Below are 17,265 nucleotides of genomic sequence, written 5' to 3'. Positions count from 1 at the left end.
TCTTTCACTCCTTTGTTAAAGCCATATAAATTCCATATAAAGTATCCATCCCAGAAGAAGAACCTACTTTTATAAGACTTTTTATACTTTTCAAAGATGAATCATGTTGTAATTTTGTAATTTTTGAACTAAACAAGCCTTCTATAGCACAAGTTAAAAAGCGCGTGCTGACAAGGGTTGTTAAGGGTTCTCTGATTAGACTTCCCAATGTTTCAAGGTGTTTTTCGGCGATAAAAGAGTTGATGAAGTGTCCATACAATATACCGACCAGTATATCGTCACCCGTCGGCGTTAAACCTTGGCCCCGACCGATAAAGTAACGAAGCTCTTCCTCCAAATTTTCAGTTGGATCGTGTAATTTATTTATCAAGTCCGACACGCGAGCTGATTCAAAATCAGTAGATTCATACGATTTAAATGAAATTTGTTTCACGTTTTCTTTTAATTTATTTATATTTGCATGTTTAAAATCTGTATATAACGGAAGTATTTCCGCATTAAAATTGAGTTCAAAACAATTGTGGGAAAGATGGCTATTGCGAACGTGAAATGTATCTCCCACTTCAAGATCTGCTTTTAATGTTTGCTTCGTTTGTGAGTCAAGCAAGATTCCAAATGGGAAGGTCCCATTTTCATTTGTGCCGATAAATATCAATTCATCATTCCGATCAACAATATTTAAACCTTTTTCAAAAATGCTGTGTACAGTAAACGTTTTTCCCTCAATTAATAGCTGAAGTGCGATTGAACCAACCGCACTTGCCTGTAAAATCATCCTTGAAAACCTAGTTTTTCAGCATATGCTGTGATTGCTTTCTCAAAACATTCGATTGGAGGATGAACTGTACCAGCACCAATTTGCCCATATCCAGCAATTTTATGTGCAATACCTGTGTTGATTACCGGTGTTATGCCTGTTTCAACAACTTTACGTGCATCAATACCTAAACACGCACCTTTGAAGTCCCACGTCGGAATAACAAAGTTCGGATTTTCTCCAACACAGATTTCAGCCATTTGATTGCTTGTTTCAAGCGCATCATTAAATCCGCCTGTTCCAACAAAACGCGTTACTGCAGGGGCAGCAATCATTGCTACGCCGCCAACACCGATTGTTTCTGTAATCGCTGAATCACCGATATCTGTGTTTGCATCTTCCGCTGAGTAGCCGGTAAAATATAACCCTTGTGGTGTATTAACAGGTGCTGTAAACCACTCATCTCCCATACCAGCAATACGAATGCCAAAGTTTTCACCGTTTCGGCACATTGCAGTAACGACTGTACCATGTTTGATTGTACGCGCTGCATCCATTATTGCTTTTCCAGTCGCCATGGCAATGTTTAAGAAAAATTGGTCTGTATCAGCTAAAAATTGGATAACTTCTGCACTTTGTTCGTTTTCAACATCATCTAATGCCACAATTACTGGAGCAACTTCTTTTAAAAACACCAATGATGCTGCAATATTGCGCTGGTGAAATTCATCCCCCATTGCAATAGCTTTAGCCATCAAAACATTAACGTTTATGCCTCCATCAATTTTTCTTAAGGCCTTACTTAACACTGGACCCAACACATCTTTCATCCAGTGCAGGCGATTGATTACCTGCTCATGATAAGCACCGAAGCGTAATATTGCACCGATGCCTTCGTTCATTTGACAGTACGCCTCATTGCCGCTCTCTTTGTTCATAACAACAAGAACCGGCATATTAGGTGATGTAATGCCTCCCATTGGTCCAACTGCATTCACATGATGACATGGAATAAATGTAATCTTATTGTTTTCAAGCAGACCACGCGCTCCCTCTTCATCTTCTGCCCATCCTTCAAAAAGAATCGCTCCAACACAAGAGCCTTGCATAGGATCTGTCATATTTTCATATTTAATTGGAGGCCCAGCATGTAATAACACATAATCTTCTAATTCAGGAATCACAGACTTGGCAGGTACAACATCGGTCAAGAATGGTTCAGCTGCTATGATCTTCCGGATAACAGCTTCGTTCGCTTCATTTATTGTTTTGTACCCCATTAGATTGTCTCTCCTTCATAGTAGTTTAGATATTGAAGCACTTTCATTAGCTTTTCATCACCGCCAGCAATTGGCCGCCAGTTAAATTGAACACACTCTGATCCGCTCTTCTGAACAGCTGCTGTAAAACTTTTCAGCCCAATATTGATGACACTTGGTTTCGTATTGATTAAGGACATAATTTTTTCGTCTACTGTCAAGTCTTCTTGGGTATATTCAAATTTTTGTATGTCAAGGACTGGCTGTTCCACTTTTCCTCCTGCCAGTTTAATCGCTGTACGAACCATTTGATCGTTTGTCTCACAAATCATTGCACCACTTTCTTTTAAGGTTTCAATTTGCTTTTCGTAACCTTGAGGATCTTTATCTGTACCTACAACTGTTACAAGCACTGCAAGTTCACGGCCATCCTGATGTGCATTGGCTAAAATACGTTTAATGGCTGGTGCTAATTCATTTGTCATATCATCATGACTGCCATAGCCAATGACGTTATCAATCATGATGACTGCTGTTTCAGGATCGTTTCCAGATGTTTCAAGCATTTCGATGCGTTTTTCAGGATCAATCATCGGGTGTGGCTTCCCCTGGGTATAAATATCATCGCCTAAGTCAATAATTTCATGATGTTTTGTTTTTAGAATATAGGCACCTTTCTTCTCTTCAGGTACTTCTTCTTTGAATGCCTCTTTCACTAACACAGCTGCTTCAGATGCCAAGGTGCCGCCCGAGTAATAACCTTTAATACCAACTTGTGAATCTTTTAACGACACGTTTACATTTTCAGCCACTGTCGGTTTAAAATTCGGTTTGTCGCCATTGGATAATTGAACAGATACAACCGCTGCTTCTTCAAGTGTATACGCATGATAAATATTTTCTTCCTGATAAGTTGGTTTATCTCCTAAAAATAACGTAACAACCAGTTTTTCAATATTTCTTAACACATTTAATACTTTTTGCTGCACTTCCTTTGCAGGCGGTTTAGAAATTACTGTAATCACTTTTACTTGTGGATCTTGATTTAATGCTTTGATACTATCTAAAACCGTGGTAGCACCAACCTCTGTTGATAAATCCCGACCACCTGTACCAATTGCGTTTGTTACACCTTTACCAAGACGGTCAATGATGCATGTCACTTCCTGAATCCCTGTACCTGATGCACCCACAACGCCAATATCTCCTTCATTCACGATATTTGTAAATGCCAGTGGCACGCCGTGAATAATTCCAGTACCGCAGTCTGGTCCCATGACTAATAATCCTTTTTCATGCGCCTTTTGTTTCAACTTAACCTCATCTTCTTTAGATACATTGTCGCTGAATAGAAATACATGTAACCCTTCATTCAATGCATTTTCCGCTTCCATTGCTGCATACTGACCAGGAATGGAGATCAATGCCAGATTAGGGTTGTTCGCAAGCTCCATTGCACGCTTCCAGTTATGTGCTTCTTGGTCTTTAGCTCTGTCTTGTGAAGCAGAGTCTCCTTTTAAAGCTGCTTCTACTTCTTCTTTCACTTCCGATACCTTTTCTTCTTGGTTTGTATCTATAACGATGACGATATCATTTGGGTTTGCTTTTTCCAATTCATCTGTGCCCAAACCCGAAGATTTAAAAATGTCTTTGTTAGCTGGTGTTCCCATCATGATAGAAACTTTGTTTATACCATCTATTGCAGATAACTTGTTTGATAAAAGCATTAACACGATAGAATCTTGATAGGTGTTTTCTTTTATAATTGTGTATAACATAATGATCCTCCATTTTGTTATTCTGCAAATCTATTCTTTCCATGATAACGATTGTAATGAACATCGCCTGAAACGAGGTAGTTATAAATATCGTCTACAATTTCAATTCCTTCTTTATCATATTTTGCACTTCTTAATTTACCGCGCTCACCCGGATAATAAATTTCCCCATAGCCTTCTGCTGCCGGTTGTGCTTTTAATTCATCAAGCATCGTCGAAATCTGTTGTTTAAAAGCAGTTAAATCTGTGAAGTATGCAGGGTTGATCACAATATGAATTTGCCCTAAATCTCGGCCTTTTGTCAGGTCTTGATACATGGAAGATACATGTACGCCATGAGGTACTCCAAGAAGGCTGCCTGATAAGACATCCACCATCATCATCAATCCATAACCTTTTGGACCGGCAATTGGCACAAGTGCATGGACATCTCTTGCATTCGTTGTTGGTGCACCGGCTGCATCTACTGCCCATGTTTCCGGGATCGATTCATTTTTACTTCTTGCATCCAATACTTTTCCCCATGCCTGAACAGTTGTCGCCATATCAAATGTGATCATGCGTTCATCAGCCGATGGTGCGCTAAAAGCAATTGGATTGGTGCCAAAGTATGGTTCTGTTCCTCCAAACGGTACGACCATTGGATCTGATTGGCACATGCTTAAAGCAACCATGTCCTGTTCTGCTGCCATTTCAACAAAGTAACCCAATGCACCACTATGCGAAATATTCTTCATGCCTACAACAGCAACACCTGAATTTTTTGCCATTTCGATTGCTTTTTCCATCGCTTGTTTTGCTGCTTGGTGACCTGGGCCATTATCTCCGCTAAAGACGGCGGATGCAGGTCCTGTTTGTTCAAATGTGTAGTTTGGGTTTGCTGTAATACCGCCTTTTGCGATTCGTTCGGCATAGTATTCCACACGTACTGCACCATGGGAATGGATCCCTCTATGATCGGCGAATGTCAATACATCTGAAACATCGTGTGCGGCTCCTTCGTTTAATCCAGCTTTGATCAGCTTCTGTTTGATTAAATGAAACAGCTCCTGCTTAGATACGCGCATCTGCTTCCCCCTTCATTACATGATTAGTAAATTTTGTCTGACTCTAAATAATCTAAAATTTCCTTTGTAACTGGGATACCTGTTTTTTTATACTGTTTCATCACATCTATTTGAATTTCACCGGGATAATACACTTTGTTAAATCCTTCAGCAGGTGGGTTGTCATGTAATTCTTCAACCATTTGAGATATTTTTTCCAGGAATTGCTCCTTCCCACCAAAGTATTCAGGATTGATTACGAGATGAAGCTGCCCTAATCGACGGTACTCCGATAAATCTTTATACATAGAAGTGACATGCTTGCCAAATGGCAAGCCGAGCAAACTCCCCGATAAAATATCAACCATCATCGCTAACCCGTATCCTTTAGGCCCAGCCATTGGTAATAATGCATTTACCTTAAACGGGTCTGTTGTTGGCGCTCCATTTTTATCCACTGCCCATGAGTCTGGGATAGATTTGTTTTTACTTCTTGCATCTAAGATTTTCCCCCAGGCTTGTACCGTTGTTGCCATATCAAAAAGGATTGGACTACCGTCTTTTCTAGGCGCACTAAAAGCAATTGGGTTGGTGCCAAAGTATGGTTCGGTGCCGCCAAATGGCACGACCATGGGATCAGATTGACATACTGTTAATGCCGCCATACCTTCTAATGCTGCTTGATGTGCATAATAACCAATAGCACCGCTGTGTCCCATTTCTTTAACACCGACAACACCGATCCCTGATGTTTTTGCTAATTCGATTGCCTTTTTCATTGCTTGATAACTCACATAATGCCCTAATGCATTATCTCCGTGATAAATCCCCGATGCAGGGCCCGTTTTTTCGAAGCTTAAGTTTGGTTTCAGGTTATATCCACCTTTTAATGCACGTTCGGAATAGTATTGCATTCTTACTGCACCATGTGAGTGAACACCTCGTTCATCTGCAAAAATGAGTAAATCAGCTGTTTTATCCGCTTGTTCTTCAGGTAAACCTGCTTTCACTAATTTATCTTTCATTAGCTGCCGGAGACGATTACGTTCTACATACACTAATGGTTCACTCATTAAAATTGCCCCTCTTTATAGATTAATATCTCTATTCGCATCCTTAGAATAAATATACGAGAATGGTTCATCCAAACCAATTGCATAGGTTGCTTGCGGCGTATAAGCTCCCATAAAAATATAGTCACCTTTGTCAACTGGCATCCACTCGTTGTCCAAGTTGTAAACACCTCGTCCACTTAATATATAGGCACCGTGTTCTTGAACGTGCGTTTCAATGTAACCATGCGAAGCACCTGGCTCGAATGAAAGAATATGAATGTTCATGTCATATGCGATTTCTTTTGGCAGTAAATCTTGAATTAATACTTCTTTCATACCTTCATAGGCTTCTTGTTTAATGTTATTCACATTACCTGCAACGATTTCTGGTGTATGTCCTTCAAGCGGCTGATAGCGCTTTTTGTATAAAAACAAACGGCTGTCCTCACCATTATTATTATTTTCAAATGTCAATTGTAAGTGTGGAGGCACATATAAGAATCCGCCTTTTGCTAATTCGTATTTTTCACCATCCGCAAAAGCGTTGATTTTACCATATTCAACGTACACAAATGATTGGATACCATCACCGGCAAAACCTGTTTTGTTTCCGCCCTTGTTTTTAACTGTTACCAAATAATCTACAAACCTTGCACCTAAACGCGGGGATCCTAAAATCGTTACATCACAATCTTCAAAGCCAGGTACAACATTATTAACCAAGCCATCAGGTGTGATTACCGCATAATTATCCTTTTTTATTACTGAACGTGTTTCTAATAAACCTTCTCTGTATCCTTGATTATGATTTAAGTAACTCATGAGTATCTGGCTCCTTTTCATTATTATTCCTTATAAGCTAGTTCAAACAATACATCTTTCAATACTTCAATCCCCTTCACAAGGTCTTCTATCTTCGTTTCTTCATTGGTATTGTGGCTAATTCCGCCAATAGAAGGTACAAACAGCATTGCTGTTGGGACAAAATCCGCAAAAATTTGCGCATCATGACCTGCACCAGATGGCATCAATTTATAGCTGTCCCCCACATTGGCCTTAGCTGCTTGTTCAATTATTTTAATGATTTCTTTATCCATCAATGACGGTGCTTCATCCATCCATAAATTAATGTCATAAGTCATGTTGTTTGTTTCTGCAACCGCTTTAACTTTATCTTCAATTTCTTTCGCAAAATTATTTAATAGTTGTTGATCAATATGACGACAGTCTATCGAAAAAGTAATTTCTCCAGGGACGACATTTACCGTGTTTGGAACAGGAGTGACATGTCCAAACGTTAATACAAGAGGCTCCCCAATTTCTCTAGCTCGTTTCGTTAAGTCTGTTACAATTTCACTATATGCAACAACTGTATCCCTTCGTAATGACATCGGTGTCGTGCCAGCGTGATTTGCTTCACCTTTCAAGTTAATTGTGTAACGTTTTTGGCCAACAATCCCAGTTACAACACCTATCGCTTTATTTTCCGCCTCTAATACTTTCCCTTGTTCGATATGTACTTCAACAAATGCTTTAATATCGTCACGAACATGATCTGTTTTACGGTAATCAAAACCCGATTCGTGCATTGCATCTTCAAATTTAATTCCATCAGCATCTTCTATTGTTTCAACATCCGATTTTTTGGCTAAGTTAAAGAAGTTTTTACTTCCCCAAAATGTATATGGGAATCGGCTTCCTTCTTCTTCTGCGAGAGATAGTACTTCTATTGTTCGTAATGGTTGACCATGTTTTTCTTTTAAATATTTCACAGCAACCAATGCAGATAAGATACCGAATTGTCCATCCAGATGACCGCCTTCTACAACTGTATCGATATGTGATCCTGTTAAAATAGTTTCTTCAGGATACTTACTTCCAACAAGGCGACCAGATAAGTTTCCAACATCATCAAAGCTTACTTCTAAACCTTCTTCCTTGAATGTCGCTTCCAGTTCGCGAACTGCAGCAATCCATTCAGGAGAGTATAACAGACGCGTAATACCCCCTTGTTCTAAACCGCCAAAACTTGTGAATTTCTTATCCAACGTTTCAAAGGTTGATCGAATATCTATTTTTTTCTCCTCCTTTCTCTATTTACTTTCATCATAGAACCCTGTTTACGACCATTCATTGACATAACCAACAATAATAGAAAAGCATTTTATGCACTTTTAACAAAGACACCTTTTAATCAATTTAGGTATCTAAATAATGGGCTAATGCCAGAGATAAAAAGAAACTGTTGGCTTTCGATTACATAAAAACTCAAAAAATAACAAATTAAATTTGCATCGAATTTCTCCTAAAGAAAATCACAGATCGCTCGCTTCAAAAGAGCGAAACTTCTCTTTTACCAATCAAATAAATAAGGTGCAAATAAAAAAATGACCCTATAAATCAATAAAAAACATTGATTTATAGGGTCATTTATCTGTTTCATTACATCATAAATGATATGCCAAGAGTCAGGATACATATTGATTAACAACTGCTGCTGTAATAGCAAAAGATTGTGATGAAGTCAACTTTGCCATGCTCACTTCAGCTATATTAGCTGCCATAAGAAATGCTGATGACACACTGAATTTGCGAGTGTAAGACAATCTCAGGTCGCCTTCACATCTTCCTATACCTCAAATTCCTGACGGGCTAGCTATTCCGTCACTCAAGGAATAAATTTTCCTACTTTTTCATTTGAAATCCCTTTTTCTTTATCATAGATTTCGACACCACGAAGGATTGTTTTCACTACCTGAGCACCAATTTTGCGGCCAATATACGGACTAATTTTGTGTCGATATGCTAGGTCCTCAGCTTTTAATTCATAAGGTGCATCTTTCTTAATAAATACAAAATCCGCATCTTTCCCTACTGCAATACTGCCTTTTGATGATAGATTAAAACGTTTCGCAGGGTTTGTAGCAATAATGTCTGCAAATTTGGATAATGACATATTACGTTTTTGCACACCCTCATCAAATAATACGTCAACATTATTTTGTACACCTGCGATACCCCCCCAAGCTTCAAATGCATTATCCGTAGCTTTTAAGTCTGGGGTACATGGTGAATGGTCTGATGTTACGAATGAAATATCTCCGTTTAATACCCGATTCCACATGCCTTCTAAGCGTGATTGTTCACGGATTGGCGGAGAACATTTTACAACTGGTCCGATATGATCCAGTTCTTCTTTATAGAAATATAAATAGTGTGTACATGTTTCGCATGTAATATCGACCCCTTCCTGTTGTGCTTTGACAATTTCATCTACGCCCTCTTCACAAGCTATATGAACGATGTGTACACGACATCCCGTTTCTTTCGCAAATAGAATTATTTTTCTAATCGGTTCTACTTCAGTAAATACGGGTCGAGAATCTACATAAGCACGTAATGAGGTTTCACCATTTTTAGATGCTATTTCCCCTAACTTGTCCGTAATTGCAGCATTTTCAGCGTGTACAGATAATATTTTGCCTGTCTTCGCAATTTGTTTCATACCTTCGTAGAGGGAATAGTCGTCCACATTCATGAAATCTCCTTCTATAGAACGGTCACCACATGTTGCTAAAAAACATTTATATGCAACAACACCATTGTTATCTAACTCTTGAATACCCCCATCCAAGTTAAATGGTACTAAACCGCCGTAACTCGCAACGTCTACAGATAATTTTCCTTTTCCAGCTTTAAATTTTTCTTGAATAGATTCCTCATCTACCGTTGCTGGCACTTGATTTAATGGCATTTCGATGATCGTTGTGACACCGCCTTTTGCAGAGGCACGTGTTCCTGTGTCATAGCCTTCCCATTCATCACGATAGCCGCCGCCCGGCTCTGTGATATGAACATGTGCATCAACCATACCCGGAGATACAATCGATCCTTTTGCATCGATAATTTTTGCACTTGTACCCAAATCCTGACCGATTGCTGCGATTTTGCCATCTTTAATCCCTACTTCGACTTCTTGTTCACCATTTTCCAGAATGACTAATCCATTTTTGATAATTGAATCAAAATTCATTAAAATCATCCTCCTCTTTTTTAAGCTGCAAGAATAATATTACTTGCTGCATTGATAGAGATTTCTGTAAATAGAAGTACACCTGTAGCAAGGAAACCGCAAATATATATCCTATTGATTAACAACATTCAGTATATTCCGTCCTTGTTGACCCAATAGAGCATCCAATTAAAATGGTTACAGTTGAAAACGCAAATAAAACGTGAGCAGCAACAATACCGGAAACTTGTCCAATAATTTATGTTTTTGCTGATTTTATTTGTGTGGAGCCGGAACCACTCAATAAAGCTTGTGAACCAGCAAATGTCTGCAATCAAACCGAGGAGATCCAATCCGCAGCACCACGTAATACACCTTGCAGTTAGCACCTATATCACCATAGGTATATCTTAAATGCATATGTTTTGAACCCTTGTATCCGTTTACGGCGAGTCTTAAGACTATCTAAGAAGGAACTTATAATAAGGGATACCATTAATTTTAGCGGTAATGATCCCAGTTTTAAAAAGACCACCAACGGCTATATCATTCTGAATATTACGCCCTGCTCCCACTGCAACGTTAAATGAGGATGAATTTCTTTGTTCAAGTGATCTTGGGCATGATATCTTTATAATAACCACACTTTTCAAAAAACGAAGAATCATGATGAATATCTTGATTTTGTTCAAGCATAATGATTCTCCTTTAATATTTTTAACTAAAGGATTATACGTATAATAACCTTCAAAAACAGTGTACTATCAGATTGAAAAGTTATCCTTGTAATATCTTACATATTTCATTTTTATTTTATCTTTTTCTAACAAAGATAAGGAGGCAGCCTTTATGACAACATTAAAAGAAATATTATCTGTACTGCAATTTTCAGATTTAACATTGCTGAATGAGCAGGGCGATTTGGAACGAGTGGTAGAAATGGTTGATATTACAGAAACGCCTGATATTAAAAATTTTACAACGCCGCACTCACTTATCGTCACAACAGGAATGAGCTATCAGGATGATCAATCCGGACTAATCAATCTTATTAGAGAGTTAAATGATATACAAGTTGCTGGTCTAGGTATCAAGCTATCCCGATTTTTAAAAAAATTAGATGATGAGGTTATTGCATTTGCAAATAAATTAAAATTCCCAATTATTGAAATTCCGGAAAGTTGGAATTTGGGATCCATTACTCATCATATATCTTCATTTATCTTGGATGAAGAAACAGAAAAATTACACTTCGCATTAGATATCCAACAAGAGTTAAATGCTATGCTAATGCAAGGGTTTAGCCTGAACATGATGATTGAACGTTTAAGTAGACTCATAAAGGTTCCTGTAATGCTGCTAAATTCTTTTCATCAAGTTGAATCATCGAGTCATCACTTTCATCAAAACTCAGAACATGTTCAAAAAAACCTTAATTATTTCAGAAGATATTTAAATTCAGAGCAAACCGAACCAAATCATAATGGTGTTTTCCAGGAAGAATATGCTGTATTTAAGGTTCCTGCATTTAAATATTTTCCGTATTATCTTATGATTTCAAATGTTAATTTGCTCAACTATCCGATTAGTTTATTAACAATAGAACAGGCAGTGAACACACTTAGTCTCGCTATTTATAAAAATAGTAAAATCAAGGAAGCAGAGCAGCAGGACGTGAACCATTTTTTCACAACACTTATGTCCGAACATCCTGACAACCTTGTTTCACTAGCACAACACACTGATCTTTTAAAAAAATATCACATTCAACCTTCTACATTCTATCAAGTGATTATTTGCGGGATTGACAAAGAAAAGAATGTAGAAAATAGCGCCTACTTAAATGAGCGATATCAGATGACTTTTGAGTGGCTGACGCATAAGTTTACTGGAATTGACCCTTCCATTAGCATATATATGTCTCAGGGAGAACGCAGATTTACGATACTTCTGCAAAGAAGACATCATTATTATTTGGAATACTGCAGATATATCCAAAAAGAGTATCAGCTATTTTTTAATAGCTCCCTTTCATTTGGCATTGGTAATGAGGTTTCCGAGCTTTCACAATTGCCACTGTCTTTTTTCGAAGCGAATGAGGCTTATGATAATAAATATGAACAAGGCGAAATGGAATTTATAGAGCCCTACAAATCCAAAAGCGTAGAAGAATTATTACAACTCATTCCAACGAATAAATTAAAGCCATTTATCATTTATACACTCGGTCCTTTAGCCTATCCTCAGACAACGAAGGAAAAAGAACTAAGATTCACATTAAGTGTCTATATGGCAAACCAATGTGATCTTACAAAAACCTCAGAAGATATTTTTATTCACCGTAATACTGTGAAATATCGTATTAAAAAATGCGAAGAAATATTAGGTCAATCTGTAGAGTCTCCTGATACATCACTGAGCATTCGTTTGGCGTTATTTGATTCAGAGAAAATATCGTTGTGAATACAAAGGAGCACCACTGGAAGTTCTCTTAGTTAGCTGCTGTTTTATTCTGTCTTAACATAACCACAAGGAAAAATAGCAACGCTGCTGCTGCAAGAAGAATGGTTGCAATATAGAATGCTAATACTCGCGAGCCGGTTACATCACCAATATAACCAGTAAGTGTTGGTGCAATAACAGATGAACTCATTCCAAAGAAGTTAAAGAGAGTTAATGCTCTGGCAACTCTGTCTCCTGATACGGAATCAGATACATAGGTTATTAAAACTGGATCAATCGCAAGTTTACCTAATAAGCCATATAAAATTAACGCAATATACAGTACTGCAGGATTTGGTGCAAACACTGTCAAACTAATTGTTACTGCTGCTGCAATTAATAAAAATAAAATTAAACGCAGACGCAAATGTGCATTTTTGTCTATATATTTAGTAAATATCAAAGCACCAGGCACTGCAGTGACCGCAACTAGTGCAGCTACATATCCTACTGAACCTTGAGCAAATCCTTTTTCTGCTACAAGAAAGGACGGCAACCAAGTTACAATCATATAATAGCCATAGCATGTTGCAAAATATACAAAATATACAACTAATTGTCTTGGAGAAAATAAGCTTTCATTTTGAATATCTGTGCTTTGTACAGTGTCTTTCTTCTCTTCAGCCACTTCCTTATCTGATGTTTTATCTTGTTTAATAAACAGCACAAACACAAATGTTACAGCTACGATAACGATAGCTGTTATAAAAAGCATATAATTCCATTGAATTTCAAAACCGCCTACTAAAACCGATGATCCGATTAGTCCAATTACCATCCCTAATGCTGAACCGCTATTTATAATCGCATTGGAAAAGCTTTTTTTATCTTTTGGCGTATGTTTAGCTGATAAGGAAAAGGCTGCACCGTAATATGAACCAGTCGAAATACCAGCCAATAACGAACCAATGTATACTTGCATGATAGTTGAACTTGTGCCAATCACAAATGTAGCCAGCGCAAAAACGATAAATGCAGGAATTAACACCTTTTTTTGTCCAAATTTATCGACAAGTGCTCCTGATGGAATTTGCATACCCGTATATGCAAAGAAATAAATAGAAGCAACCAACCCTATTTGCGTGTCACTAATATTCCCTAATGATTCTTGAATCTGCGGATATATTGGCGTAAGTATTGTACGATAAATCCAAATAGCGACCCACCCTAAACACAATGCAATAATTATCTTTTTGTAATAATTGGGGTCATGTTTAATTGTTTTTTCCACGGTATGAGAACGCTCCCTTCTTTTAATCTATTTTTTATTTAATTAAATTGTAGGTTGTAAGCCAGTCAATAACATTGTTCACTTTCAACAAAAACAAAAGTAACATTATACATTTTAGACAAAAGGCGTCGCTTAAAAATGATTCATCGATAGAAGCTGGCCTTATGACTCTTTTTTAAAACTAACTTGGAGTACTCAATTTAACTTCCCGAATAAACAGGAAGCTTCACAAATGTTGATATAACAGTGTTTTTAACGTTTTAAAAACTAAAGGTGCATGACAAGCGACCTTAAGATAAGCTTTCTTTCTCTTTGAAAATTCAAAAATCCTCCGATATATATAGCGAACGCCGCTAAAAAAGGAGGAGAGCCGGATGAAAAAGTTATGGAAAATCGCGGTTTCGGCTGCAATGTTCGTCGGTTTTTTCGCAAATTCACCCCGCATTCAAGCGGAAAGCAATAAGCAGGAAAACGAGGTCATTGTTGTATATAAAAATACCAGCGGAAAAGAAACCGTCATCGAACAGGCAGACACGGTAGAACACGTTTACCGGCACATTCCCGCAGCCGCTGTCACTGCGGACGACAAAACAGTGCGCGAACTTGAACACGATCCCGACGTCCTGTATGTCGAAGACAACCTCCCGGTAGCTGCTGCCGACAGCACCGCTCTAAAAGCTTTCTCCAGCAGCACAGCGCAAAACGCCTCCGCGTTTTCACAGTGGAACATCAAGCTGATTCAAGCCGCACTGGCTTGGAATAAAGGTTTGACCGGAAAACAGGTGAAGATCGCGGTTATTGACAGCGGGATTTCCCCCCATGAGGAGCTGTCGATCGCCGGCGGTGCATCGATGGTCGGCTATACCGCTTCATACCGTGACGATAATGGCCACGGAACCCATGTTGCCGGAATCATCGGAGCGAAGCATAACGGACGGGGGATCGACGGCATCGCGCCCGGCGCGCAGCTGTATGCCGTAAAAGCGCTGGACCGGAATGGTGCGGGGGATCTGAAAGGTATCTTACAAGGCATCGATTGGTCGATCCAGCACGGAATCGATATCATCAATATGAGCCTCGTCGTTTCAGGCGACAGTCAAGTTCTCCACGATGCAGTAGATAAAGCATACAAACGGGGAATCATTTTAGTCGGAGCGAGCGGAAATGCCGGAAACGGAAAATCCGTTTATTACCCGGCCGCCTACAGCAGCGTCATTGCCGTCTCGGCAACCAATGAAAAAAATCAGATCGCCTCATTTTCCAACACCGGCAGCGCCGTCGAGTTTTCCGCTCCCGGCACATCGATTATCAGTACATCTTCCGATCGCGGCTATGCAATCGGAAGCGGCACTTCACAGGCAACGCCGCACGTCACCGGCATGTTTGCACTTTTGAAACAGCTGTACCCAACCGCTTCAAATGCTGAGCTGCGCAAGAAAATGCAGTTTTATACAAGCGATTTGGGCGCTCCCGGCCGTGATCATTTGTTCGGCTACGGATTAATCCGCTTCAAAGAGGTCACACAGCCATTGGAAAAAGCGCAAAAAGCCGTCGGACAAGCGGAAAAGACAAAGAAAAAAGCGGACATTCAAACCGCACAAAAAGCGATCGAACCGCTCCCTGCAGACGCAGATAAAACCGCTTTGAAAAAGAGACTCAATACTGTTAAAGAGCAGCTTAAAAAAACAGCCGAAAGCAAAGTGAAACTCGCTGAGAAGCAAAAAAAGAAAACCAATGCCGACTCCGCCCAAAAAGCGGTCAACGAACTCGACAGCGGCACTTTCAAAACGAATTTGCAAAAACGGATCAACGCGGTCCGTTCAAGCCTCTTGAAGACCGCAAAGCAGGCCGTTGCCAAAGCTGAAAAAGCGGCAACAGACTCAAACCTCGGCAAAGCGCAAAAAGCGATCAATGAGCTTCCCGCCGGAAAAGACAAATCAAATCTGCAAAAAAGGCTGAACACCGCGAAAAAGCAAGCAGCTGCAGCCTATAATAAAAAAGTTTCTGCAGCAAAGGCCAAAGTCAAAACGGCCGAACAAAAGAGAACGAAAAAAACAAAATCAGCAGCGCAATCAGCAGTAGGCAAGCTGAAAGCATCCGCCGAAAAAACGAAGCTGCAAAAACGGATCAATGCCATTAAGCTGAAGTAGTACGGAAAAAAGCCCGGAATCATCCGGGCCTTTTAATTTTCATATTTAGCAAATGCGTCATTATTGATGCTGTTGTACTAATTGACATTTCGGGCTCGTCATTTGCGTAATCGTATTCCTTGGTCGGCCGCTTACTCTCCCCCGTACTCTCCAATCACTTCTTATCAATTCTTTCCGTCACAATCCCGACGATGTCCCGTTCTGAAACAAAGCCGAAATGGCGGCTGTCAAAGCTGTGGATCCGGTTGTCCCCGAGGACGAAGTACTCGTTTTCAGGCACCTTCTCCTCTCCGGTCACTTCCTGCAGTGTAAAATCCCCTGTCAAGTCCCCTCCGGCGGTGACGGCCTTTAAGTCGTCCAGATAAGGCTCTTTGATCTTTTCTTCGTTGATATACAGCTGATCATCTTCATACCTGAGGGTTTCGCCCGGAAGCCCGATCACCCTTTTAATGAATATATCTTTGTCAGGTCCTTTAAACAGCACGATGTCAAATCGGCTGATCGTTTTAAAGCGGTGGGCGAACCTGTTGATCAAAAGCTCGTTGCCCTCCTGAAAGGTCGGATTCATGCTGACGCCTTCTACTTTATATTCAATGAAAACGGCATTTTTGACCTGAATCCCGACGACGATGACAAGCAGTACCCCGGCTATGACCAAAAAACGCTTTTTCAATTCTGTGTCCCCCTAGTCTTTCTCTCTCTGGCTGAATCTCACGTTCAGACGATGTTCAACCCGTTTTCCGGCGTACCATAAGATCAGCATGACGATGATCACGGCGGCTGTCCGCAAAGGCTGGGTAAAAAGCGCCTTCAGATCATGGCCGACAAAGCTCACCATAAAAATCATCACGAACTTGCCGCAAAGCACCGCCAATGAAAAAGGCAGCAGGCTGACTCGCGAAAGTCCTGCCACAACATTTACCGCCGCCGAAGGCGTGAATGGAAAGCAAAGCAGGAGAAACAGCGGACCGAAGCCCCGTTTTTCCACCCAGATCATCAGTTTTTTTACGGATGGATGCCTGCGGATAAAACCGAGTGCTTTTTGCTGGCCGAAATGGCGGATAAAAAGAAAAACCGCTATAGAACCTAAAGATGCCCCGACCCACGTCAACAAAAACCCCTGCCATAAACCGAACGAATTTACATTGGCAACAACAAACACGAGCAGGGGCAAAAACGGGAGCAGCGCTTCAATAAACGGCAGCAGTACGGCTACAAAAGGACCAAAAGCCCTGTAGCTCTGAAAAAACTCTGTTAAATTCTCTTCTGTAAAATAGCTGAATAATTGCTCCAACATTGATTCTCCTCAGGGCGGTTGTCTACTTCTATTCTACACTTTAAATCAAAAACTTTAAATCATCCGTCTCGGTTGTTTTCTGTATTAGTCTGAAACAACCTGATCATTTTAGTCATTTTTTCCCGTTCTTGATTAAAAGGCCGTATTTCGTGTAAAATAAAAACAGAACAAATGTTCC

14 protein-coding genes are annotated in these 17,265 nt (G+C 39.7%); 2 read left to right on the top strand and 12 right to left on the bottom strand.

Features of this window, described 5'->3' with window-relative positions:
• Positions 1 to 4: 4 nt before the first annotated feature.
• The 9 genes from H7F26_RS12185 to H7F26_RS12145 all read right to left on the bottom strand — a co-directional run bounded on the left by H7F26_RS12185 (position 5) and on the right by H7F26_RS12145 (position 10,599).
• Positions 5 to 775, bottom strand: coding sequence for an oxamate carbamoyltransferase subunit AllH family protein (locus H7F26_RS12185; protein ID WP_009328917.1), 771 nt, complete (start codon positions 773 to 775; stop codon positions 5 to 7).
• Positions 772 to 2,037 (bottom strand): YlbE family protein, encoded by a 1,266-nt coding sequence (locus H7F26_RS12180; protein WP_003180383.1) that lies wholly within the window; start codon positions 2,035 to 2,037, stop codon positions 772 to 774. The genes H7F26_RS12185 and H7F26_RS12180 overlap by 4 nt, the downstream gene beginning before the upstream one ends.
• Positions 2,037 to 3,794, bottom strand: coding sequence for an acyl-CoA synthetase FdrA (locus H7F26_RS12175; protein WP_016886427.1), 1,758 nt, complete (start codon positions 3,792 to 3,794; stop codon positions 2,037 to 2,039). Before H7F26_RS12175 ends, H7F26_RS12180 begins: the two co-directional genes overlap by 1 nt.
• A 17-nt stretch (positions 3,795 to 3,811) precedes the next feature.
• Complete coding sequence (gene allD / locus H7F26_RS12170; protein WP_003180376.1) at positions 3,812 to 4,861, bottom strand: ureidoglycolate dehydrogenase; 1,050 nt, start codon at positions 4,859 to 4,861, stop codon at positions 3,812 to 3,814.
• Positions 4,862 to 4,884: 23 nt separating this feature from the next.
• Complete coding sequence (allD, locus tag H7F26_RS12165) at positions 4,885 to 5,913, bottom strand: ureidoglycolate dehydrogenase (RefSeq protein ID WP_003180374.1); 1,029 nt, start codon at positions 5,911 to 5,913, stop codon at positions 4,885 to 4,887.
• Positions 5,914 to 5,928: 15 nt separating this feature from the next.
• Positions 5,929 to 6,717: a (S)-ureidoglycine aminohydrolase gene (gene allE / locus H7F26_RS12160; protein ID WP_003180370.1), complete on the bottom strand. Its 789-nt coding sequence runs from the start codon at positions 6,715 to 6,717 to the stop codon at positions 5,929 to 5,931.
• A gap of 23 nt (positions 6,718 to 6,740) precedes the next feature.
• Positions 6,741 to 7,970: an allantoate deiminase gene (gene allC, locus H7F26_RS12155; RefSeq protein ID WP_026080795.1), complete on the bottom strand. Its 1,230-nt coding sequence runs from the start codon at positions 7,968 to 7,970 to the stop codon at positions 6,741 to 6,743.
• A 593-nt stretch (positions 7,971 to 8,563) separates the two neighbouring features.
• Positions 8,564 to 9,928: an allantoinase AllB gene (gene allB / locus H7F26_RS12150; RefSeq protein ID WP_075218350.1), complete on the bottom strand. Its 1,365-nt coding sequence runs from the start codon at positions 9,926 to 9,928 to the stop codon at positions 8,564 to 8,566.
• Between the two features lie 440 nt (positions 9,929 to 10,368).
• Complete coding sequence (locus H7F26_RS12145) at positions 10,369 to 10,599, bottom strand: hypothetical protein (RefSeq protein WP_026699477.1); 231 nt, start codon at positions 10,597 to 10,599, stop codon at positions 10,369 to 10,371.
• A 157-nt stretch (positions 10,600 to 10,756) separates the two neighbouring features.
• Between H7F26_RS12145 and H7F26_RS12140 the strand changes: the two genes are divergently transcribed.
• On the top strand, positions 10,757 to 12,370 hold the full coding sequence (locus tag H7F26_RS12140; RefSeq protein WP_185855182.1) for a PucR family transcriptional regulator: 1,614 nt from the start codon (positions 10,757 to 10,759) through the stop codon (positions 12,368 to 12,370).
• 28 nt (positions 12,371 to 12,398) lie between these two features.
• On the opposite strand, the gene H7F26_RS12135 is transcribed toward H7F26_RS12140, so the two are convergent.
• Positions 12,399 to 13,640, bottom strand: a complete 1,242-nt coding sequence (locus H7F26_RS12135; protein WP_003180363.1) for an MFS transporter — start codon at positions 13,638 to 13,640, stop codon at positions 12,399 to 12,401.
• A 374-nt stretch (positions 13,641 to 14,014) separates the two neighbouring features.
• On the opposite strand from H7F26_RS12135, the gene H7F26_RS12130 reads away from it, so the two are divergent.
• On the top strand, positions 14,015 to 15,790 hold the full coding sequence (locus H7F26_RS12130) for a S8 family peptidase (protein ID WP_003180361.1): 1,776 nt from the start codon (positions 14,015 to 14,017) through the stop codon (positions 15,788 to 15,790).
• Positions 15,791 to 15,944: 154 nt separating this feature from the next.
• Here H7F26_RS12130 and lepB read toward each other — a convergent pair whose 3' ends face one another.
• A complete protein-coding gene (gene lepB, locus H7F26_RS12125) occupies positions 15,945 to 16,463 on the bottom strand; it encodes a signal peptidase I (RefSeq protein WP_003180360.1) in 519 nt (172 codons plus the stop codon).
• A gap of 12 nt (positions 16,464 to 16,475) precedes the next feature.
• On the bottom strand, positions 16,476 to 17,087 hold the full coding sequence (locus H7F26_RS12120; RefSeq protein ID WP_003180359.1) for a TVP38/TMEM64 family protein: 612 nt from the start codon (positions 17,085 to 17,087) through the stop codon (positions 16,476 to 16,478).
• Positions 17,088 to 17,265 lie beyond the last annotated feature (178 nt).

Source organism: Bacillus sp. PAMC28748, from assembly GCF_014250415.1.
Classification (GTDB): Bacteria; Bacillota; Bacilli; order Bacillales; family Bacillaceae; genus Bacillus; species Bacillus licheniformis.
This window is presented reverse-complemented; position numbering and strand designations above follow the sequence as displayed.